This is a genomic window from Streptomyces sp. NPDC001156 (assembly GCF_053598275.1).
Window position 1 is genome coordinate 47,072 of the sequence record NZ_JBSFJX010000023.1, and the last position, 19,431, is coordinate 66,502.

Below are 19,431 nucleotides of genomic sequence, written 5' to 3' on the forward strand. Positions count from 1 at the left end.
CGCCGTCCGCGGTGCGGGCGCCGCACGGAAGCTGTCTGTGTCCTGTCTCGCCGGTTCCGTACACCATGTCGCGTACGGCCTGGCGAAAGTCTTCTGGTCGGTGCGCTGCCCGACCCAGGTGGCTCCCGAGTACGAGGGCGGCGCTACGACGTCCGTCCCTACGCGGAACCTTCCTTACTCCGGCGTCGCCGCGGCGGCAGTCACGGCGGCCGTGTGCGGCTCGGTCGCTACTGCCTCGCGGTCGGGCGCGAGTGGGTCGGTCACCGTGCCGGTCTCTTCATCGAACAGCCCCTGCGCCAGCCTGGTCACCGCTGCGGGGACCGGCGGCGCCAGGTCGGCCACGGCGCGGAGACCGGACAGGACGTCGTCGGGTCGTACGGCAGGCGTCACGTGCCGAACCACCAGCCGCAGTATCGCACAGGGCTGGTCGGCAGGCCTATCAGCCTGCGAGCTCTGCGTTGTCACACTTTCCAGGGTCGCGACCGCGGCACGGGCGTCGAAGGTACGGACGCCGTTCTTGGTCATGCGCTGGACCTCCACGGCCCCGGCCCCGTTGAAGGCCTCGACCGCGCGTCCGGCCTCGGCCGGGTCCACGCCGTCCAGCCGCAGCTCCCACACGGAAGCCGTCAGCCGGTCGGCCAGTCCCGCCGTACGGGCCTCGACCGCGTCGACGATGTCGAGCCCGGTGGGCAGCGACTCGTCGAGGAGTTCGCGCAGCTTGTCCGGGTCACGCGCCTCGGTCAGCGCGATTTCCAGGTACTCCGCCTCACTGCCCGTGCCGGTGGGTGCGGCATTGGCATACGACACCTTCGGATGCGGCGTGAACCCCGCCGAGTACGCCATCGGTACCTCGGCACGGCGCAACGCACGCTCGAAGGCGCGCTGGAAGTCACGGTGGCTGGTGAACCGGAGGCGGCCGCGCTTGGTGTAGCGCAGTCGGATGCGCTGCACCGCGGGTGCGGGCGGCGGGCCTTCGGGCTGTCGCTTGCCCAGTGTCGTTCAGTCCTTCGTGAGAGCGGTGGTACTGCTACCTAGAGTACGTGTCTCGGCCGCCTTCGGTTCCCGCCGGGAGATCGCTCGGGGCCCGCCCGGATCCCCGATGAGCATGCGCCGCAGGTCGGCGCGGGCCTGCCGCGCGGACTCGCGTACGAGGGCCGTCGCCTGCCGCGCGGACTCGTGTGCGAGGGCCAGTGTCCGCCGCGCCGCCCGGCTCACAGCGTGCGCGGCCGCTGCGGCCGGCCGCAGCACCGCGTCCCGGAGGACGTGCCCGATCGGCGTCAGCACCGTCCGGTACGCCCACCGCACCGGCTCCACGAAGATCCACCGGAAGAGGGCGCCCAGGAACCGGCCCACGAGGAGCGACACATGCCCGGCGACGCGCCAGGCATGGCCGAACGCGGCGCCGATCTCGCGTCCGACGGCCCAGAGGACGCGCCCGACCGGGGCGAGGACCCACCGGCCGACGGCGAGCGCGGGCGGCACGAGGCCCACGCGCACGATCCAGTACAGGGCGACCCCGGCACCGGTGCCGATCACGTGTACGGCTCGTACGGCACCGGCCGCGACCCAGGCGATCCCGTGTCCCAGTGGCGTCAACACGTACCGGTACAGCCACCTGGCCGGAACCACGACCAGGTACCCCACGAGCCACGCCACCGCCGCGAACGCCCCGGCGCCGAGAGCGGCGAGGACGTACCCGGCGCCCTTCAGCAGCCGGGTGACCACACGTCCCACGGGGGCCAGTACACGCGCGTACCCCCACGCGAACCCGGAACCGATCCCGCGCAGCACCCGGCCGAGCCCGGTACCGATCCAGCGCATCAGCCGGGCGGCAGCGCGACCGAGTGGCGTGAGCACGTGCTCGTACAGCCACGCGGCCGGGACGACGACCAGGCGGTGCCCCAGCCAGGCCGCGGCCCTACCGAGGGGAACGAGGACGTAGCGCCACAGCGTCACCCATGGCCACACGAACGCCGCCCACGCCATCCACAGCAGGGCGCGGCCCACCGGCCTCAGTACGGCGTCGCGCAGGAGCCGTCCGCCGGCGACCAGCGCGTCCCACACCATGCGCACCGGAACGACCAGCACGAGCACGACGATCCGCACGGGCAGGCGGACGGCGACGGTGAGACACCCCTCGACAGGGGGCCGCGGCGACGGTTTCTCCAGGTCCATGCCGACATAGACGCCTCAGCGGCCCGTACGGATGCGGAGACACGAGCCGCCGTGCTCCGGGGACGCGAACCCGGTGAGCCACTCGCTGATATGACGAGACCTCAGCACCCGCACCGCCTGCCCCCCATGATGCCGCCCGGCCCCGCAGGTGCGGCTGCGGGGCCGTGGCCGCAGGGTGGGGTGGTCGGGTCAGACACTGGTCAGCGCGGCCCGGCCCCGTTCGGCCTTCGCCGGTCCGGCTGGGGACGGCCGCACGTCGAAGTCGAAGATGGAGGTCGGCACGTACAGCGAGCAACAGGCATTGGGGATGTCGACGATGCCGCTGATACGTCCCTCGACGGGGGCGGCGCCAAGCAGGAGGTAGGCCTGCTCACCGGTGTAGCCGAACCTCTTGAAGTACTCGACGGCGTTCAGGCAGGCCCGTCGGTAGGCCAGCGTCGCGTCCATGTAGTAGTTGGTGTCCGTGTCGTGGTCGACGGAGATCCCGATGAAGGTGAGGAACTCCGAGTAGCGCGGCTCGACATTGCCGGGCATGAACACCGGGTTGGTGGAGATTCCGTAGGTCTCCATGCCGCCCTTGATCAGGTCCACATGGAAATCGATGAATCCGCCCATCTCGATGGCACCGCAGAAGGTGATCTCTCCATCGCCCTGGCTGAAGTGCAGGTCGCCGCCGGAGAGTTTGGCGTCCTTCACGTATACGGGGCAGTAGGCCCGCGAACCGCGCGTGAAGTTCTTGATGTCCTGGTTGCCTCCGTTCTCACGGGCCGGCACCGTGCGTGCGCCCTCCGCGGCGATGCGTGTGGCGAGGTCTCCGGTGGCCTTGCCGGCGAGCGCATGGGAGGAGTCCGGGGGCACGGCGAGGGGCGGCACCCGGTCCGGGTCCGTGTCGATCAGTGCCTTCTCGCGCGCGTTCCACCGGGCGAGCATCTCGGCGGAGGGAGCGGTTCCGAACAGTCCGGGGTGAGTGATGCCCGTGAAGCGGATCCCGGGAAGATGACGGGAGACCGCTTGCTGCCCGTGGAAGTCCCATATCGCCTTGTAGGCGTCCGGGAAGTAGTCGGTCAGGAAGCCACCGCCGTTGGCCTTGGCGAAGATGCCGGTGTATCCCCAGCCCTGGCCCGCCGCGTCCCCTGCCTGCTGGGGAACGGGGCCGAGGTCGAGTAGGTCGACCACCAGCAGGTCGCCTGGTTCCGCTCCTTCCACGCCTATCGGGCCACTGAGCATGTGGGGGATGGTCAGATCGATGTCCCGCACGTCGTTGGCGGAGTCGTTGTTGCCGACCTGGCAGTCGGTCCAGTCACGGCATTCGATCCGGAACTCGGCTCCGGGCTTCACCATGGCGACGGGGGGGATATCCGGGTGCCACCTGTTGTGTCCAGGCGGGTCCTGTTCGCGCATCGACTTGGTCTGGTCCACGCTGTAAATAACTTCGGGCATGACAGCCTCACTTTTCTGGTCCGGTCAGGTCGGTGTGCCCGCGTTCCCGGCTGATCCGGGAGGTGTGGCCGACGGGGTTGTCCCGGTCGGCTGCCGTGATTTCCTGGTGAGCGGCCACAGTGCCCCGAACACCAGGAGGGCGAAGGCCCCTTGGGCTATGGCGATCTCCGTCGTGTGCTTCCAGTAACCGGAGAGCAGCAACGCAGCGGGGATCACGCCGGTGATCCAGCCTTCGATCGCCGTCACCCAGCCCACATAGACGGTGAGTTTCGCCATCTTGAGGCCGAGCAGCAGGAAGAACAGGAACCACAGGAACGCCCAGTACAGCCAGATCACCCCGAACGGGTAGTCCTTGAAACGGTGGAAATTGACGAACGAATACCCCAGGGCGGCAATGGCCACAAACAGGGAGTAGTAGCCGACGCCCGAGGTGTCGAGACCGGCCAGGAGGCCGATTCCCACGTAGAGATAGGTGAATGCGAACAAGTAGATGCCGGAAGCCGCCAGAATCTTGTCCTGGTCGCCGTCGGCCGTGAAGATGAGGTAGGTCGGCGTCACCGTCTGCAGTACACCTACGAACAGGTTGAACACCGCTCCCGACCGGGCCTCGACCTTCTCCAGCAGCAACAGGCCGTTCATGAACAGCACCGCACCGACGACCGGCACCGACCGGTACGCCGGTGTCGCCGCCGAGCTCAAGGCTCTCGCGACGCGGGTTCGGGAACTCGAGGAGGAGGCCCGCTCCGCCATGCACGAGCTGCACGCGACCGATCCGGAGCGGTTCGTCCGCTGCCGGGACGGTCACGAGCCATGGCCGGGCGAGATCCCGGCGGGGTTCATCCCGCGCCACACCTGCAGGGACCAGTGTCTCTACCATGATCGCGGAGTACTCGAAGCGATCATGCAGTGCACCTGCGGCGGGCCGGTCTGCCAGGCGTGCGAGATCGGCGGCAAGCCCTGAGGGCTCGCTCGACCCGGGCCCAGTCCCTGATGCGCGGCAACACCTGACCGGCGACGGTCGAGGCACCGGCCGCGCACGGGCAGCCGGAGCAGATCCGTCCTACCCGGCTACCGGCCCCGTCTGGCTCGACCGCTCCTCGTGGCGGGCGTGTACCGCGATCCGGAGCAGTTCCTCGACCGCACCGGTCAACCTGCGGTCCTTCGGCCACACCGCGCGCAGCTGCCGATGCAGATCCACCCCCGTCACCGGGACCTCCACGATGCGCCCCTCGGCCAGGTCCTCCTCGACGGTGACCGCGCTGAGCACCGCCGGACCGGCCCCTTCGACCACGGCGCTGCGCATCGCGGCGTTGGCGTCCAGCACCATCAGGGGTCTGACCGGCTCGACGCCCGCTTCGGCGAGTACCCGCTCGAGGGTCTCGCGCGTACCTGAACCGACTTCGCGGACGATCAGGCGGGTCCGGGCCAGCTCCTCCAGATCCACCGGCTCCCGCCGTCGTGCCCAGGCATGCTGCGGCGCGACCACGACGACCAGCCGGTCGCTGCCCACCTGGCGTGAACTGAGTCCGGACGGCACGGCGGGCGCCTCGATAAAACCCAGGCTGATCCGGCCACTCGCGGCGAGCGCGCCAACCTGTTCGGAATTGGTCACTTTGAGGCTGACGTAGACATCGGGCGATCGCCGCTGCAGCGCGCCGATCCAGCGGGGTACGAAGTGTTCGGCCAGCGTCATGCTGGACGCCAGGCGCAGATCGTCGGCGCGGTCGGCGCGCAGTGCCGCGGCTCCCGCCATCAGTGAGTCCACTTCGGCCAGCACCCGCCCCGACCACTGGCACACCGCCTTGCCCTCGGTGGTGAGCACGGAGCCGCGGGTGTCGCGGTTCACCAGGGTCAGCCCCAGGCGCCGCTCCATCTGGGTCAGCCGCTTGCTCGCGGCGGGCTGGCTGATCCCCATCCGCTCGGCGGCCCGGCCGAGGCTGCCGAGCTCGGCCACCAAGGTCAGCAATTGGAGGCTGCCGAGGTCGGGAGGCGACGCGCTCATAACCACAGCCTATGAGGGCATGCCCAAGTGGGCATACCGGGTCCCCGCCCGCCCGGCGAGTATGGAGCTGTCCGGAAGAACCGCGAGAGCGCCCGGACCCGACGCGATGAGGACGTCGACGCGATACCGGTTCCACCACCCGGTATTCCAGACGGTGTAGGGCCCACGGATTCGCCCGCCACCTTCTCCCAGAGCGAGACCGAGAAGAGTAAGGACCAACCATGTCTCACCATCTCGACACTCCGCTGGCGGCCCAGAACGGTCAGCTGTTCATCGATGACCTGTATGTCTTCCCGGGCGAGCGCAGCACGGTGTTCGTCATGGACGTCAATTCCGACATCACCGGCGTCTACGCCCAGCCGGGATTCCACCCGGAGGCACGGTACGAATTCAAAGTCCATTTCGACGGCGCCGACGTCGAGACCCTGACCTATCGTGTCTCCTTCGGCGAGCCCGACTTGGAGGGCAGCCAGTCCCTGCGGCTGCATGTCCTGACCGGGGGCGAGGCGCGCGAGGACTCCGCCGAGGGCGACCTTGTGCTCGAGGGCCGCACCGGTGAGACGGCCGCCGCGGACGGCACCCGCCTCTGGGCCGGGCGCATCTCCGACTCGTTCTACATCGACCTGTCGCTGCTGGCCGTCGTCAACGGGGCGGTGGCGAAGGGGACGGCGGTGGACCTGTCGGACTGGCACCCGAAGGAGGCCCAGAACAGCTTCGCGGGCACCACCGTGGAGTCGATCGTGCTCGAGGTGCCCCATGAGCACGCGCTGCTGCGCCCCGGGGCTCGCACCGGCGTGTGGTGCGCGACCAAGCTGGCCACGGACGCCGGCGGATGGCGGCAGACCAACCGCGGCGGGCATCCCATGATGTGGCCGATCTTCTGGCCCGGCGACACCGACTTCTCCAACCCCGCCAACACCCGGCACCCCTCCGAGGACTTCGCCGCCGCCGGCGAGCTCATCGCCGGCCAGGTCGCGGCCGTCGTCGCGGCCACCGGGACCTGCGCCGACCCGGAGGGGTACGGCCGGACCGTGGCCCGGCAGCTGTTCCCCGACGTACTGCCCTACGTCGTCGGAACCCCCGCGACGTACGGCTTCGTCACCCGCAACGGCCGCACCCTGGCCGACAACGCGCCTGAGGCGATGCTGTCCCTCGTGACGAACACGGCCGTGCCGGCCGGGCTCAAGCCGTCCGTCGCAGAGCACCTGCGGACCGCCGGCTTCCCCTACGTCGTGCCGGTCTGACCGTCCCCGCCCGCGCCACCGCGGGACGAGCTCACCGGAACGGGTCAGGTCGTACGAGCCACGAGGCGCCGGTGAGCGCGGAGGGCTCCCGCGAGCAATGTGCTTGCGGGAGCCCTCCGGTGTGCCGCCTGCAGGTGAAAGGTGAGAAGACGATCACGAGCAGGACGTCCGGGGCGACCAGGTCGTCAGGGGCGGAGGAGCAGGTTGCCGCCGCGCTCTTCGCGGCGGCGTAGCGCCTGGCCACCTCCTGCCAGTTGACGACCTGCCACATCGTCTCGATGAAGTCCACCTTCTGGTTCTTGTACTGCAGATGGAAGGCGTGCTCCCAGGCGTCGAAGACCAGCACCGGGGTCGAGCCCTGGCCGACGTTGTCCTGATGGTCGTAGACCTGCTCCACGATCAGCCGGCCGCTCAGCGGCTCGTACGCCAGCACACCCCAGCCCGAACCCTGGGTGGTGGCCGCCGCCTTGGACAGCTGGGCCTTGAAACCGGCGAAGGAACCGAAGGACTCGGTGATCGCGTCGGCCAGGTCACCCACACCGTCCTGGACCTGCGGCTCGCCGCCGCCGTCCTTGGACGCGACGCCGCGGCCGGTCCTATTCGGCGCGGTGTTCGGCCGGTGCGGGCTGCGCGAGGCCCGCCGTCCACTTCTCCTCGATGCGGGCGACCTTCCACACCAGCAGGGCAATGGCCCAGGTGGCGAAGAACAGACCGACGATGACGTAGCCGATGATGTTGAGGTCGAGCCCGGCGACCCGGTCCCAGAACGCGCCGTGCAGGTGAGCCTTCTCGGCTACCAGGCCGAGGAGTTCGACGGTGCCGATGATCAAGGCGACGGCGACGGACAGGCCGGTCATGGTGAGGTTGTAGTAGACCTTGCGGACCGGCTTGGAGAACGCCCAGCCGTAGGCGAAGTTCATGAACGAGCCGTCGATGGTGTCGAGCAGGGACATGCCGGCCGCGAACAGGATCGGCAGACACAGGATCGCGTACCAGGGCAGGCCGGAGGCCGCGCCCGAACCGGCGAGGACGAGCAGCGCGATCTCGGTCGCCGTGTCGAAGCCGAGGCCGAAGAGGAGGCCCAGCGGGTACATCTGATGGGGCCTGGTGATCGACTTCATCAGGCGGCCCAGGAGGCGGTTCATGAAGCCGCGGTTGTTGAGCTGCTCCTCCAGGGCGGCCTCGTCGAAGTGGCCGGTGCGCATCTGCCGGAAGACCTTCCAGATATCGGCCATGATGAGCAGGTTGATGAACGCGATGACGTAGAGGAACGTCCCGGAGACGGTCGTGCCGATCCAGCCGGTGACGTTGTGCAGTTGGGAGTTGTCGTTCTCGACGGGTCCGGCCAGCGCCTTCACTCCCAGGGAGAGGAGGAAGGCGAGGGCGAAGACGATGCTGGAGTGGCCGAGGGAGAACCAGAAGCCGACCGACAGCGGGCGCCGGCCCTCGTTCATCAGCTTCCGGGTGGTGTTGTCGATGGCGGCGATGTGGTCGGCGTCGAAGGCGTGCCGCATGCCGAGGGTGTACGCGGTGACGCCGATGCCCATGCCGAAGGTCTTGGTGCCCAGGCTGTAGTGCTCGGGAGCGACGATCGCCACCAGGGTGAACCAGCCGATGACGTGCAGCGCCAGGATGAAGGCGGCCATCCCGCCGAGACTGGCCCACTCCTTGCGGGTCATCGATGTACGGATGCGGTGCCACGAGATGCCGCGTCCGGAAGCCGGGGCGCCCGGCCGGACGGAAGCGGAATCGGGAGCGGTGGTCATGGGAGCGTGGGCCTTACTGCTCGGCAGGAGGCTGTTTTCAGCCGCGCCTACCAGGTTTCTGCGAATCAGTCGCAACTACAAGTTAGCCGCAGTAAAGCCCACATCAGAATTCGGTCAATGGCCCGAAAAAAGGCAGAGAAGGCCGCGCGTCATACGGGCGGCAGGGGCTGCTCCGTCCACACGGTCTTGCCGTCGTGGGTGTAGCGGGTGCCCCATCGCTCCGTGAGCTGCGCGACCAGGAAGAGCCCGCGTCCGCCCTCGTCCGTGCTGAGGGCCCGCCGGAGGTGAGGGGACGTGTGGCTGGTGTCGGACACCTCGCAGATCAGGCACTGCGTACGGATGAGGCGCAGGATGATGGGGCCGGCCGCGTACCGGTAGGCGTTGGTGACCAGCTCGCTGGCCACCAGCTCGGTGGTGAAGGCCAGATCCGTCAGTCCCCATTCGGTCAGTTGCTCCGTCGTCAGCTCCCTGGCGCGGGCAGCGGCGGTCGCCTCCAGGGGCAGCTGCCACGAGGCGACATTCTGTGGCGGCAGCACCCGGGTACGGGCGATGAGCAGGGCGATGTCGTCGCTGGGCAGGTGGTCCGTGGGCAGCAGCGCTTCGACCACGGCGTGGCAGGTGCGGTCCAGAGGATCGGCGGAGACGCTGAGACATTCGTGCAGATCCGCCAGCGCGGCGTCGACGTCGCCGTTGCGCGCCTCCAGGAGGCCGTTGGTGTAGAGCGTGAGCAGACTGCCCTCGGGAAGGTCGATGTCGCATGTTTCGAACGGCAGTCCCCCGAGGCCGAGCGGCGGTCCTGCGGGCAGGTCGAGCACGGTCACCTGGCCGTCCGGGGTGGACGCCATCGGTGCCGGGTGGCCGGCGCGCGCCATCGAGCAGCGCCGGGAGACCGGGTCGTAGACCGCGTAGAGACAGGTGGCTCCGACCACCTGCTCCACCACCGACCCCTGGCCGTCGGCGTTGGCCTCCAGTTCGGTGGCCAGCAGACTGACCAGATCGTCCAGCCGGGCCACGAGCTCGTCGGGTTCCAGGTCGAGGCTGGCCAGGGTGCGCACGGCGGCCCGCAGACGGCCCATCGAGGCCGCGGCGTGGATCCCGTGGCCGACCACGTCCCCCACGACGAGAGCGACCCGGGCCCCCGACAACGGGATCACGTCGAACCAGTCACCGCCGATACCCGGCTCACCGCTCGCCGGGAGGTATCGACAGGCCACCTCGACGGCCGGGAGGTCGGAGGCCGCTCTCGGCAGCAGACTGCGCTGCAGCGTCAGGGCGGCGCTCTGCTGCTGGGTGAAGCGCCGCGCGTTGTCGATGCAGACGGCCGCACGCGAGGAGAACTCCTGGGCCACCGCGGCGTCGTCGTCCTCGAAAGGCTCTGAATGGCGCGCTCGCCACAGACCCACGATGCCCAGGACCAGACCGCGCGCCACCAGGGGCACGACGATCAGCGAATGAACGCCGAGACCCATGGCGATCTCGACCCGCCGCTGGTCCATGGCTTGCCACTCGGGGCGGAGGGACAGCAGCCGCTCGAGAATCGGGCGCTGCTCGGCCAGGCACCGCGCCTGCGGGGATTCCGGAAGGAGCGGGACCACCTCGCCCTCCTGGTACGGGACCCGGCGATCCGGGGGAGAGAGGGCCACCCGGACCAGCGGGACCGCCACACCAGGAGGTGGTTCGTCGCCGAGTGTCACCGGCTTCAGAAGGTCCACCGAGCAGTAGTCGGCCAGGCCTTGGGCGGCCACCTCGGCCAGCTCCCGGGCGGTCTGGGTCACATCGAGCGAGGTGCCGATCCGGGCGCTCGCCTCGTTCAGCAGGGTGAGCCTGCGCCGGGCTCGATGGCGCTCGGTCACGTCCTCGATCGTCTCGGCCACACCGAGGACCCGGCCCGTGGCGTCCTCCATCCGGAACGCCGAGACGGACACCATCCGTTCCCGGCCCGGATCCAGCCGGGTCCGGGCGGACTGCTCTGTGAAGATCAACGGCTCGCCGGTCTCCAGCACGTGCCGGACCCGCTCCTCGGCCGGACCCGCGTCCTCATCGACGAGGAATTCGCGGGGGCGATGTCCCACCGGCGCCTCGGCGGGGACGCCGCTCGCCTTTTCGACGGCGCGGTTGACCCGGAGCACCGTCCTCTCCGGGCTGTGGATGACCAGACCGATCGGGGAACGGTGGTACAGGCCGTCCAGCAGCGCACGGTCCCGCTGCCAGGCGATGATCTCCGCCACCGGGGCACCGACCAGAAACCACTCCCGGCTGTCCCCGTCCCGGGTGATCGCACGGGCCCGGAAACCGAGCTCCACACGCCGTCCGTCACGGTGCTGGACGGGCAGAGCCCCGAACCAGCTCCCCGTGCTCATGGCGTCCGCGGCGGCGGCCCGCGCGGCAGGCAGGTCACGGGCGTCGATCAGCAGGTCCCGCCACGCCCGTCCGATCACTTCCGTGGCCTTGTAACCCAGCAGCTCCTGGGCGCGTGCGCTCCAGCCGACCACGGTGCCGTGCTCGTCGAGCACGGCCGAGGCACTGTGCCCGAGGGCGAACGGATCCTCCGGGCTCTCGCTGAACAGCATCGACGGCGTCCCCATAGCCACCACCTTGCCTCCGTGACTCCGATCTTCCTCCCCCCGGTCTCCGTCCGCGACTCTCCCGGTCCTTTCGGCCCAGCGGTTCGGCAGGAGTGCTCGGCGGCGCCCACACGTCCGCGCTCAGGAGGCGAGGATGCCGATGCCGTCGCCCAGCAGTTTGAGTCCGAGGACGAAGAAGAGGACGGCCATCAGGGCTGCGTTGTGCTGTGCTGTCCAGTCCCGCCAGGAGCCAAGGATTCGTTCGGCCCGCTCGCCCATGAACAGGAAGACGGCCAGCGGTGCGAGGACCCCGAGCGAGGCGATGACGACGAAGACGGCGAGTGCCCCGATCTGCTCCGGCACCGGGATTCCGTCCGAGCTGATCGAGGCGCCCGCGGCAAGGGTCAGGGGTGCGTTCTTGGCGTTGGCCGCCGACAGCAGCAGCCCCAGCCCGAAGACCTTGAGCGGGGTGAAGCGGTCGATCGCGGCCATCCACTTCGGCAGCCGGGCCTGCGCGGGGTCGGTGGGGCGTCGGCGCCACTGCCGGACGGCGAAGAGGACGAGCAGCACGCCCAGGGCGAGCTTCAGAGCCCCGACCCAGGTGGCCGGGTGCTTGTTGGTGGACGCGCCACCCGGGCCGCCCACCGCGAGCATGATCGCGCCGAGGAGTGCCAGGCCCAGGAGCCAACCCACGGCGAACAGGGTCCCGTTGAGGCGGCCGCGCCCAGTGGCCAGGAGGAGGATGATCGCCACGATGGGGAGCGGGCTGACCGCGACACCGGCCGCCAGGCCCAGCACCTCGCCTACGGCGTGTCCCAAGGTGGGCTCCTCGCGGGTAGAGAGGTCGGGCCGGCCGGGCAGCCGGGGTCCGGCTCAGTTCTTGATTCCGCTGATGGCCATCGGCAGATGGCGCGGACCTCGCAGAACGGCGTTGCGGCGGTAGGGAGGCGGGTCCTCGACCAGGCGCGGACCGTCGCGGCGGCGCGCGAGCTCGGTCAGGGCGAGCCGGGCTTCCAGCCGGGCGAGGGGGCGCCGAAGCAGTTTGCGAGGAACGCGCACCACGCGGATCCCTGACACCCGTTGAGATCGACGGCAAGCCCCATGAGCATTCAGCTCCTTCGCGAGGTGGTCACGGGCTCTGCCGTCGTTCCACGCCGGCCGCCAGCCCGGACGCGAGCTGTCCCCTGCGCCCCAGCGTGTGCGAGCCCGTCCACGGGCGCACGTCCGCCAAGCCGACAGAGTGAGCCCGGCACCGGGACAGCCCACGGGCCTCGCGTTCCCGTCAGGGATTCCCGGATCGTGCGGTGGCGGGTGCCCGGGCGGTGCGGGCCCGGGAGGCCGCTTCGACGACGCTGAGCAGCCGGTGCCGGTGCAGGACATGGTCGAAGCCCGGGACGATGTGGGCGCTGTCGCGGAGGTCGGCGGCGAGCGCGGCACGGACCCCCGTACGTCTGTATCGAGTCCCTCCGCCCGATCACATCGGGGAAAGGGCTCGACCATTCGCCCAAGTGCTGTCCGGTCCCTGGCCCCGCTCAGGCGAAGTGCCGGATACGAGCGGCCGTTTCGGGCGTGGACGGCGGCCAGTCGTCCACGGATCCGGTCCTCATCGGCAATGGGTGAGCGAGCGCTCGCAGGAGAGCCGTACGCCCCAGGCCACGACGAGCGGTACTACGTCCACCACGACGGCCGCGCCACCAAGGGCCGGGCGGCCCGATGAGTTCCGGAGCCCGCCGGGGTCTACCTCTGCACAAGCCAAAGCTGCGAGCTCTGTGAGGGGACCATGACCACCCACGCAAAACCCCCCGTCGTCGACGCCGCAACCTGGGAGCACCGGCTCCAGGCACTGCGGGCCCGGGAGAAGGCCGCGACGCGGGAGCTCGACGCCATCGCCGCCGAGCGCCGTCGCCTGCCGATGGTCGAGATGCCCGACTACACCCTCGAGGGCGAGGGCGGGCCGGTCCGGCTGCCGGACGTCTTCGAAGGCAAGAGGCAACTGATCGTCTACAACCACATGTGGTTCGCCGGCAAGGAATGGCAGTGCCCGGGCTGCACGGGGTTCACCTCGCAATACACCCGCCTGGAGTTCCTGGACAACTACGATGCGCGATTCGTCATCGTCACCCAGGGCCCGATCAAAGAGGCACTCGCCTACAAGCAGCGGGTCGGCAACCGGATGCCGTGGTACTCGACAGCGAACAGCTCGTTCGGGGCCGACGTCGGCGCACCGCCCGACGGAGGATTCGCGGTCAACGTGTTCCTGCGCGACGGCGACACCGTCTACCGCACCTGGCACACCAACGGCCGGGGTACCGAGCAGCTCAGTCACTCCTTCGCGCTGATCGACCTCCTGCCGTACGGACGGCAGGAGGAATGGCAGGACTCGCCCGAAGGCTGGCCTCAGTCACCCACCTACAGCCGGTGGGCGACGTCCAAGGACATCGCCGCGGCCTACGGCCCGGGCGCCGACGGCAGCTGAACGGGGCGACCATTGCCCGGCGTCGCCGACGCCGGGCACGTGGGTGCCACGCTGGTGCGGGTCCGGGTCGGCATGCGGCAGTCCCCCCAGAACGCCGCTGCTCACCCGCCTAAAAGCAACCAATGGTTGCGCATGGCCGGGAAACGCTCTACCGTGATACGCAACCAAAGGTTGCGAGAGGGGAAATCCGGTGGAGTACGGCAGCATCGAGCGGGAGATCCACATCGAAGCCACGCCCGAGGTGGTCTACGAGGTCATCAGCAGGCCCGAACACCTGCGGGAATGGTGGCCGGACGAAGCCGAGCTCGAGCCGGTGCCCGGCGCCACCGGGGCCATCACGTTCGGCGACAGCACTGCGCCGGGGGCGAATGTCGTACCACTCACGGTCTTGGAGGCCGACCCGCCCCGGCGGTTCTCCTTCCGGTGGGTGTACGACGAGGGTGAGGCCGCGACGTCGGCCAACTCCCTCCTGGTGACCTTCGAGTTGGTCCCGTCCGGTGCGGGCACACTGCTGCGCTTCACCGAGACGGGGTTCCGGGAGAAGGGCTGGGAGGCGGCTGTACTCGAAGAGGAGTACCGCCAGCACGTCACCGGCTGGGACCACTTCCTGCCCCGCCTGGTCACCTACGTCGCCCGGCTGGTGGCGGCGCGATGAGCGTCACCATCGACGACGAGCTCTGGTCGGCGGTGGGGGACCCGACCCGTCGGCGGATGCTCGACCTGTTGTTGACCGACGGCGGCGGAACGGCGACCACGCTGAGCGAGCAACTGCCGGTCACGCGGCAGGCGGTCGCCAAACACCTCGGTGTCCTCGACCGGGTCGGACTGGTTCACGTCACGCCGTCCGGGCGCGAGCGCCGCTACGACGTGGACGAGGCCCAGCTTGCCCGCGCGGTCGCGCAACTGTCGGCGGTCGGGGCCACCTGGGACGCCCGGCTGCAGCGCATCAAGCGGATCGCCGAAGCAATCCAGCGCACCCGGGAAAGCTGACCGCTCCCGAACGAACGCCGCGCGTCCGTGGCGGCGCTGGCCAACCGCGCCCGAGTACGGGCGCCCACATGAGAAAGAGGCAGCGAGATGGTGGACATCCTGCACAGGATCGGAGTCACGTCGTCTCCCGACGACGTCTACGCGGCCTTGACCACGGTCGAGGGGCTGGCGAGCTGGTGGACCGAGGACACGGACGGCGACGGCAAGGTCGGAGGAGTACTCCGCTTCCGCTTCGTGCCGGGTGGGTTCGACATGAAAGTCCTGGAGGCTCAGCCCGCCGAGCGCGTGCTCTGGGAAGTCGTCGACGGACCCGACGAGTGGATCGGCACGCGGATCCACTTCGAGCTGAAGCAGGAGGACGGCTTCACCATCGTGTTGTTCCGGCACGAGGGCTGGAAGGAGCCGGTGGAGTTCATGTACCACTGCACCACCAAGTGGGCGACCTTCCTGATGAGCCTCAAGAAGCTGGTCGAAACCGGCAAGGGCGAACCCGCGCCGCACGATGTCAGTATCAGCAACTGGCACTAGACCGTGCCCGTCATGTCCGGGCAAGGCTCGACAAGCAGTGCGAACACAGCAGGACAGAGGTGCCAAGTTGGCTCCCGCAGGAGCCAGTGCCAAGATGTCGCATGTGCTTGTTTTGGACCCTACGGCAACCGTTGCCGGCACGTTCCCGAGCTTGGCTGAGGGCGGAGGCATGAACGTCCAGCTGCTGGTGGTACCGGGCTGCGCCAACGAAGCTGCGGCACGCGACCTGCTGACTCGGGCCCTGTCCGATCTCGGACTCGCGGACGTGAACGTCGGCACCCGGATGGTCGGCAGTCCGGAACTGGCTGCCGAGTTGAGGTTCGTGGGGTCGCCGACGTTCTTGATCAACGGATTGGATCCGTTCGGCGAGCCCGATCGGGTTCCCGGGCTGACCTGCCGGGTCTATCGCGGCCCGGACGGTGCCCTGTCCGGCCTCCCGGAGATCCGCGAGCTGCGGAAGGCACTGCGACAGGCAGCCGCGCAGGCTGAAGATGCCCGGACGCTCCCGTCCCGGCCCGCGTGACCCGGTTCGTATTCAAGGCTGAAGACCGTGGCCGGGCATGCGGTGCCGCCTCCCGCTGAGGGTCGCCGACAGTCCGAACCGAGCTCGCGCAGCGGGACAAGGCCTCGACCCCGTCCGCGACCTGAGCGAAGAAGCCGAAGGGGACCACGTTGGTCACTCGCCCACGCAGTGGCCGACCCACCGCGACGCCGTCGGCGAACGCCAAGAAGGGGTCCGGCTGGGCCGCCCGGAGGGAAAGCCGGGCGTGCCCCCGATCGGCCCGTCAACCGGTCCGCTCATCAGCCACCCCGCCGGGGAGCTTGGCCGCGAGTACGTTCACCGGGGTGATCGTGGGCGGCGCGCTGAACAGCTCGCCGCCACGGGCCTCGATCTGTTGACGCACCTTGCCTTGGTAATGCGCTTCGCGGTCCTCTTCTGTCTCGAAGGCGTCGAAGATCCGGAAGGAGCTGGGTCCGAGCCGGAAGGAGAACCAGGCCAGAGTCCCCGACGCCGCGTCGACCAGGGCCTTGACGACGGCTGAGCGCGGACCACAACCGCCCCGCCAGGAGGGTCACTCGGGCTCTTCCCCGCTCCCGTTCCGTACCGGAACTTCGAGATCACCATAGATCCGGGCTGCCTGATCTTGATGTACACGAACGGCCTCACCGATGGAGACGCAGCCGAGCCGATCGGGACGCCAAAAGCGGCAGGGTTCAGAGCCGGCTGATCTCGATGTATTCGAAGGTCAGCAGCCCGTTCTCCGCGTAGGGAAGTCGTCCCAACTTGTCCTGCGCGTCCTGCAGGCTCTCGGCCTCCACCAGGAGGATCGCGCCGGGCCGGTCGTGGCGGCGGAACGCCGAGAGCACAACGCCGTCCGCCTTCAGCTCCCGCAGTACCCGGGCCTCGCCCTCCGCGTGAGCGGCCAACCCGCTCGGGTCGGTAACCGTTCCTGTCACGTGCAGATACATCGACCATCTCCTGGTTCTCGTGATGACATGGGAAACACCCCGGCATGACGTCCCCGAGCGGTTCGAGCTCGCTCCAACGGACGCCGCCGGCACCGGGGATCAGCTCACATCCGGGTCTTCGCCTCAGCCGCACTGCGCGCCGAGATCTCCCGGAAGTCCTCAAGCGTGTGGTGCTGGATCTCGTACTCGCGCCCATGCACCCAGCGAGCGGTGAGTTCGGCCAGGCGAGTGCCGTACCGTTCGGCGGTGACCATGTCGCCGTGCGCGCTGACCACGTCCGGGCCTTCGTCCACGTTGGTCTGCCCCATCACGCCGAGCCAGGAGCCCAGACGGTTGACGTCGTAGATCGTTCCGCCGGTCCAGTTGTTACCGGCCGAGTCGCCGACCGAGATCCACTGCATGTTCATCTGTGCGGCGAAGACGGCGAGTTGCTGCAGAGAGAACAGCTTGTCCCCGTTCTGGGACGCGGAGTGCGTGAAGCCGCCGGCCAGCTTGTCCTTCCATTCCTGTCCGAGGAACGGATAGAACGCGCCCTCCAGAAACGCCTTGAACACCGCCGACAGACTGCCCATGTAGGTCGGCGCACCGAACACGATCGTGTCGGAATCCTTCAGCAGCTCCATCGTTGCCGCGTCCGACCATCGGCCTTCCGACACTTGGTCGCCACGGATCTCGATCAGATGCATGTCGACACCCGGCACACTCTTCACGCCACGTGCGATGTGCTCGGCCAGCGCACGGGTGTGTCCGTTCGGGGAGTGGTAGACAACGGCGATTGTGGCCATGGGGACACCTTTCTGAACTGCGGTGGATGTCCGCACTTGCGGACAGGGTGGAGCGGCCGTGGGGACATACATGTGACACGACGGCCGGATGAGGCAGCACCGGAAGCATGTGAGTGCCAGAAGGATGCGCACCGGCGCATTCGGCACATCCCCGGGAGAGCTGCGCAATGGTGTGGGTCGTGGCGGCATCGGTGTCACCCCATGGGGACACCGATGCCGCGATCAGAGGCAATGCGGCACAACAGTCCTGCAGGCGGGGGGCGTTGCCGGGACTTCTGCCGCCGGGTGGTGACACGGGGCCCATTCGGCCCAGTGAGGTGGAGCCGTCACCCCGCCACGCCGGCGGGCGGGGTGACCGCTGCGGCCGCGGCGCTGGATCGTTGGTGTGTCGCCTGGCGGGTACGGGCCTGCTCCGGCCGATCGGGACGGTGAACGGCGGTCACGCGGCCTTGGCGGCCTCGACGGCGGAAAGGAACTCGTCGATGGTGGCGACCTCGTGCCCGAAGGTCGGATAGGAGATTTCCAGCGCGGCACGGTGGGCATCCTCGGTGAACTCAGCCACGGCATCGGCGAGGAAGGTGACGTGGTAGCCCGCTTCCAGCGCGTGCCGCCCCGTGCCCTCGATGCAGGTCTGCGAGGTGAGACCGGCCAGGACCACCTTCTCGACCCCATGGCTGCGGAGCTGCTCGTGGAGGTCGGTTCCGGCGAACGAGTCGAACATGTGATGCCGGCCGACGACGACGTCACCGTCCTGCGGCCGCAGCGGCGGGTAGAACTCGGCGCCGTAGCTGCCTTCCCAGAAGACCTGGTTGTCCACCGCGAACTGGAATCGCGGCAGGACGTGCTTGATGTCGGTAAAAGCGTCGGCGTTCAGGCCGTGCGGCGCGTAGAAGACCGTGACGCCCGCTTCGCGCGCACCGGCGATCAGGCGGCCCAGCTGGGCGCGCAGGTCCAGCTTGTCCAGCATGGGTCCTATCTGCCCGCTGAGCTTTCCGTCCTCGGCGAGGAAGTCGTTGAGGGCGTCGACCACGACCAGTGCCGTCCGCTCAGGGGGGTAGCTGCGAGTGTTCACGGGTTTTCCTCTCGTTGTGCGGGCCACGGGCGCGGGCGGCGCCGCAGAGATGTCGGGGTGAATCCGATGCTTTTACATGATGGGCATCATGAATAACTTAATCATGATGATCGTCATGTAAAGTGTCAAGTGACAGCCGGCCCGGTCGGAGGTAGCCATGCGTGCATCCCGTGAGCAAGTGACCGCAAACCGTGAGAGCATCATCGTCAGCGCAGGTCAGCAGTTCAGGAAGCGTGGCTTCGACGATGTGACGATCTCCGATGTGATGAAGGCCGCAGGGCTGACTCACGGGGGTTTCTACGGCTACTTCGGCTCCAAGGACGCGTTGGAGGCGGCCGTCTGCGAACGCGGAGTGGCCGACAGCGTCGCCGCCGTCGAGGCCGTGGCGGCGGACGGCACCGGAGACGAGGGACCGGACACGGCCCCTCTGCTGCAGCGATTCGTGCGGGACTATGTCTCGGCAGAGCACAGGGACAGGCCGGAGGACGGGTGTACCGTCGGGGCCTTGGCGCGTGACGCCAGCCGCAGCGCCGTCGAGCTCCAGCACATCTTCGCTTCAGGGATCACAGGGATGGCCGAGTCACTGGCGCGCCTCAGGAAGCTGGACGCGCCGGACCAGGAGCAGAGCTCCGCGCCCGACTTCGCCACTTTGTCCACCATGATCGGGGCCCTCACACTGGCGCGGGCCGTGGCGGATGCCGATCCGGTCCTCTCCGAGAGAATCCTCGAGACGGCGCGTACACACATCGAATCGTCTGCATCCGCCTGACGGGCAAGGCGCACTCAACGCCGGACGGCTGCCGCCGTCCCCTCGGCCGGCGAGGGGCCGGTCGGGGCGCGGGTCGTCGCTTGACTGCCCGCCGGCGTAAACGGTCACAATACGCAGACCGTTGAGGCCCTGGTCACCGCGCATCCAGCG

At 69.0% G+C, this 19,431-nt stretch carries 19 protein-coding genes and 3 pseudogenes; 9 read left to right on the forward strand and 13 right to left on the reverse strand.

The genetic code is table 11. From position 1 onward, the window contains the following. Positions 1-174 precede the first annotated feature (174 nt). From ACWDA7_RS14755 to ACWDA7_RS14770, 4 genes are all read right to left on the reverse strand, one after another. Entirely contained in the window at positions 175-951 is a 777-nt protein-coding gene (locus tag ACWDA7_RS14755; RefSeq protein WP_359390948.1) for a TIGR03936 family radical SAM-associated protein, read from the reverse strand. Between the two features lie 48 nt (positions 952-999). Next, positions 1,000-2,175, reverse strand: coding sequence for a hypothetical protein (locus ACWDA7_RS14760; protein ID WP_450604551.1), 1,176 nt, complete (start codon positions 2,173-2,175; stop codon positions 1,000-1,002). A 189-nt stretch (positions 2,176-2,364) separates the two neighbouring features. Continuing rightward, positions 2,365-3,615 carry a formamidase gene (gene fmdA, locus ACWDA7_RS14765; protein WP_450604552.1) on the reverse strand — a complete coding sequence of 417 codons (1,251 nt, stop codon included), beginning with the start codon at positions 3,613-3,615 and terminating at the stop codon, positions 2,365-2,367. A gap of 24 nt (positions 3,616-3,639) precedes the next feature. Continuing rightward, positions 3,640-4,254 carry an AmiS/UreI family transporter gene (locus ACWDA7_RS14770; RefSeq protein ID WP_450604553.1) on the reverse strand — a complete coding sequence of 205 codons (615 nt, stop codon included), beginning with the start codon at positions 4,252-4,254 and terminating at the stop codon, positions 3,640-3,642. Between ACWDA7_RS14770 and ACWDA7_RS14775 the strand changes: the two genes are divergently transcribed. Beyond that, the gene (locus tag ACWDA7_RS14775) at positions 4,253-4,576 is read left to right on the forward strand and encodes a hypothetical protein (RefSeq protein ID WP_450604554.1); all 324 of its coding nucleotides are present in this window, start codon (positions 4,253-4,255) and stop codon (positions 4,574-4,576) included. The two genes, ACWDA7_RS14770 and ACWDA7_RS14775, sit on opposite strands and share 2 nt — an antisense overlap. Positions 4,577-4,675: 99 nt before the next feature. Here the strand turns inward: ACWDA7_RS14775 and ACWDA7_RS14780 are convergent, their stop codons facing one another. After that, complete coding sequence (locus tag ACWDA7_RS14780) at positions 4,676-5,617, reverse strand: LysR family transcriptional regulator (protein ID WP_450604555.1); 942 nt, start codon at positions 5,615-5,617, stop codon at positions 4,676-4,678. Between the two features lie 221 nt (positions 5,618-5,838). On the opposite strand from ACWDA7_RS14780, the gene ACWDA7_RS14785 reads away from it, so the two are divergent. Further along, positions 5,839-6,861, forward strand: a complete 1,023-nt coding sequence (locus ACWDA7_RS14785) for a DUF4331 family protein (RefSeq protein ID WP_450604556.1) — start codon at positions 5,839-5,841, stop codon at positions 6,859-6,861. 187 nt (positions 6,862-7,048) lie between these two features. Here the strand turns inward: ACWDA7_RS14785 and ACWDA7_RS14790 are convergent. The 5 genes and pseudogenes from ACWDA7_RS14790 to ACWDA7_RS14810 form a co-directional block, all read right to left on the reverse strand. Then, positions 7,049-7,432: pseudogene (locus ACWDA7_RS14790) on the reverse strand (superoxide dismutase); the annotation flags it as partial. Positions 7,433-7,457: 25 nt separating this feature from the next. Next, the gene (locus tag ACWDA7_RS14795; protein ID WP_450604557.1) at positions 7,458-8,627 is read right to left on the reverse strand and encodes a HoxN/HupN/NixA family nickel/cobalt transporter; all 1,170 of its coding nucleotides are present in this window, start codon (positions 8,625-8,627) and stop codon (positions 7,458-7,460) included. Between the two features lie 149 nt (positions 8,628-8,776). Then, a complete protein-coding gene (locus ACWDA7_RS14800; RefSeq protein WP_450604558.1) occupies positions 8,777-11,212 on the reverse strand; it encodes a SpoIIE family protein phosphatase in 2,436 nt (811 codons plus the stop codon). Positions 11,213-11,332: 120 nt separating this feature from the next. Then, positions 11,333-12,010, reverse strand: coding sequence for a GAP family protein (locus ACWDA7_RS14805; protein WP_450604559.1), 678 nt, complete (start codon positions 12,008-12,010; stop codon positions 11,333-11,335). A gap of 54 nt (positions 12,011-12,064) precedes the next feature. Further along, positions 12,065-12,220: pseudogene (locus ACWDA7_RS14810) on the reverse strand (cytochrome P450); the annotation flags it as partial. Positions 12,221-12,971: 751 nt separating this feature from the next. Between ACWDA7_RS14810 and ACWDA7_RS14815 the strand changes: the two are divergent. The 6 genes and pseudogenes from ACWDA7_RS14815 to ACWDA7_RS14840 form a co-directional block, all read left to right on the forward strand. After that, positions 12,972-13,667 carry a DUF899 domain-containing protein gene (locus ACWDA7_RS14815; protein ID WP_450604560.1) on the forward strand — a complete coding sequence of 232 codons (696 nt, stop codon included), beginning with the start codon at positions 12,972-12,974 and terminating at the stop codon, positions 13,665-13,667. A 190-nt stretch (positions 13,668-13,857) separates the two neighbouring features. Then, positions 13,858-14,322 (forward strand): SRPBCC family protein, encoded by a 465-nt coding sequence (locus ACWDA7_RS14820; protein ID WP_450604561.1) that lies wholly within the window; start codon positions 13,858-13,860, stop codon positions 14,320-14,322. After that, positions 14,319-14,657: an ArsR/SmtB family transcription factor gene (locus ACWDA7_RS14825; protein WP_359390902.1), complete on the forward strand. Its 339-nt coding sequence runs from the start codon at positions 14,319-14,321 to the stop codon at positions 14,655-14,657. Before ACWDA7_RS14820 ends, ACWDA7_RS14825 begins: the two co-directional genes overlap by 4 nt. A gap of 87 nt (positions 14,658-14,744) precedes the next feature. After that, complete coding sequence (locus tag ACWDA7_RS14830; protein WP_450604562.1) at positions 14,745-15,185, forward strand: SRPBCC family protein; 441 nt, start codon at positions 14,745-14,747, stop codon at positions 15,183-15,185. A gap of 151 nt (positions 15,186-15,336) precedes the next feature. Then, entirely contained in the window at positions 15,337-15,708 is a 372-nt protein-coding gene (locus ACWDA7_RS14835) for a hypothetical protein (RefSeq protein WP_450604564.1), read from the forward strand. Between the two features lie 541 nt (positions 15,709-16,249). Beyond that, positions 16,250-16,414, forward strand: a pseudogene (locus ACWDA7_RS14840) (hypothetical protein); the annotation flags it as partial. On the opposite strand, the gene ACWDA7_RS14845 reads toward ACWDA7_RS14840, so the two are convergent. The 3 genes from ACWDA7_RS14845 to ACWDA7_RS14855 form a co-directional block, all read right to left on the reverse strand. Then, positions 16,401-16,655 (reverse strand): hypothetical protein, encoded by a 255-nt coding sequence (locus ACWDA7_RS14845; protein ID WP_450604566.1) that lies wholly within the window; start codon positions 16,653-16,655, stop codon positions 16,401-16,403. The pseudogene ACWDA7_RS14840 and the gene ACWDA7_RS14845 sit on opposite strands and share 14 nt — an antisense overlap. A gap of 104 nt (positions 16,656-16,759) precedes the next feature. Continuing rightward, positions 16,760-17,440, reverse strand: a complete 681-nt coding sequence (locus ACWDA7_RS14850; RefSeq protein WP_450604567.1) for a flavodoxin family protein — start codon at positions 17,438-17,440, stop codon at positions 16,760-16,762. Positions 17,441-17,879: 439 nt separating this feature from the next. After that, the gene (locus ACWDA7_RS14855) at positions 17,880-18,512 is read right to left on the reverse strand and encodes a cysteine hydrolase family protein (RefSeq protein ID WP_450604568.1); all 633 of its coding nucleotides are present in this window, start codon (positions 18,510-18,512) and stop codon (positions 17,880-17,882) included. Between the two features lie 178 nt (positions 18,513-18,690). Here ACWDA7_RS14855 and ACWDA7_RS14860 point away from each other — a divergent pair, with 178 nt between their 5' ends. Then, positions 18,691-19,281, forward strand: a complete 591-nt coding sequence (locus ACWDA7_RS14860; protein ID WP_450604570.1) for a TetR/AcrR family transcriptional regulator — start codon at positions 18,691-18,693, stop codon at positions 19,279-19,281. Positions 19,282-19,431: the final 150 nt, after the last annotated feature.

Coding starts and splice junctions, on each gene's coding strand:
- ACWDA7_RS14760 (WP_450604551.1), bottom strand. CDS start 2,175: ATGGACCTGGAGAAACCGTCGCCGCGGCCCCCTGTCGAGGGGTGTCTC.
- fmdA (WP_450604552.1), bottom strand. CDS start 3,615: ATGCCCGAAGTTATTTACAGCGTGGACCAGACCAAGTCGATGCGCGAA.
- ACWDA7_RS14775 (WP_450604554.1), top strand. CDS start 4,253: ATGAACAGCACCGCACCGACGACCGGCACCGACCGGTACGCCGGTGTC.
- ACWDA7_RS14770 (WP_450604553.1), bottom strand. CDS start 4,254: ATGAACGGCCTGTTGCTGCTGGAGAAGGTCGAGGCCCGGTCGGGAGCG.
- ACWDA7_RS14780 (WP_450604555.1), bottom strand. CDS start 5,617: ATGAGCGCGTCGCCTCCCGACCTCGGCAGCCTCCAATTGCTGACCTTG.
- ACWDA7_RS14785 (WP_450604556.1), top strand. CDS start 5,839: ATGTCTCACCATCTCGACACTCCGCTGGCGGCCCAGAACGGTCAGCTG.
- ACWDA7_RS14795 (WP_450604557.1), bottom strand. CDS start 8,627: ATGACCACCGCTCCCGATTCCGCTTCCGTCCGGCCGGGCGCCCCGGCT.
- ACWDA7_RS14800 (WP_450604558.1), bottom strand. CDS start 11,212: ATGGGGACGCCGTCGATGCTGTTCAGCGAGAGCCCGGAGGATCCGTTC.
- ACWDA7_RS14815 (WP_450604560.1), top strand. CDS start 12,972: ATGACCACCCACGCAAAACCCCCCGTCGTCGACGCCGCAACCTGGGAG.
- ACWDA7_RS14825 (WP_359390902.1), top strand. CDS start 14,319: ATGAGCGTCACCATCGACGACGAGCTCTGGTCGGCGGTGGGGGACCCG.
- ACWDA7_RS14830 (WP_450604562.1), top strand. CDS start 14,745: ATGGTGGACATCCTGCACAGGATCGGAGTCACGTCGTCTCCCGACGAC.
- ACWDA7_RS14845 (WP_450604566.1), bottom strand. CDS start 16,655: ATGTATCTGCACGTGACAGGAACGGTTACCGACCCGAGCGGGTTGGCC.
- ACWDA7_RS14850 (WP_450604567.1), bottom strand. CDS start 17,440: ATGGCCACAATCGCCGTTGTCTACCACTCCCCGAACGGACACACCCGT.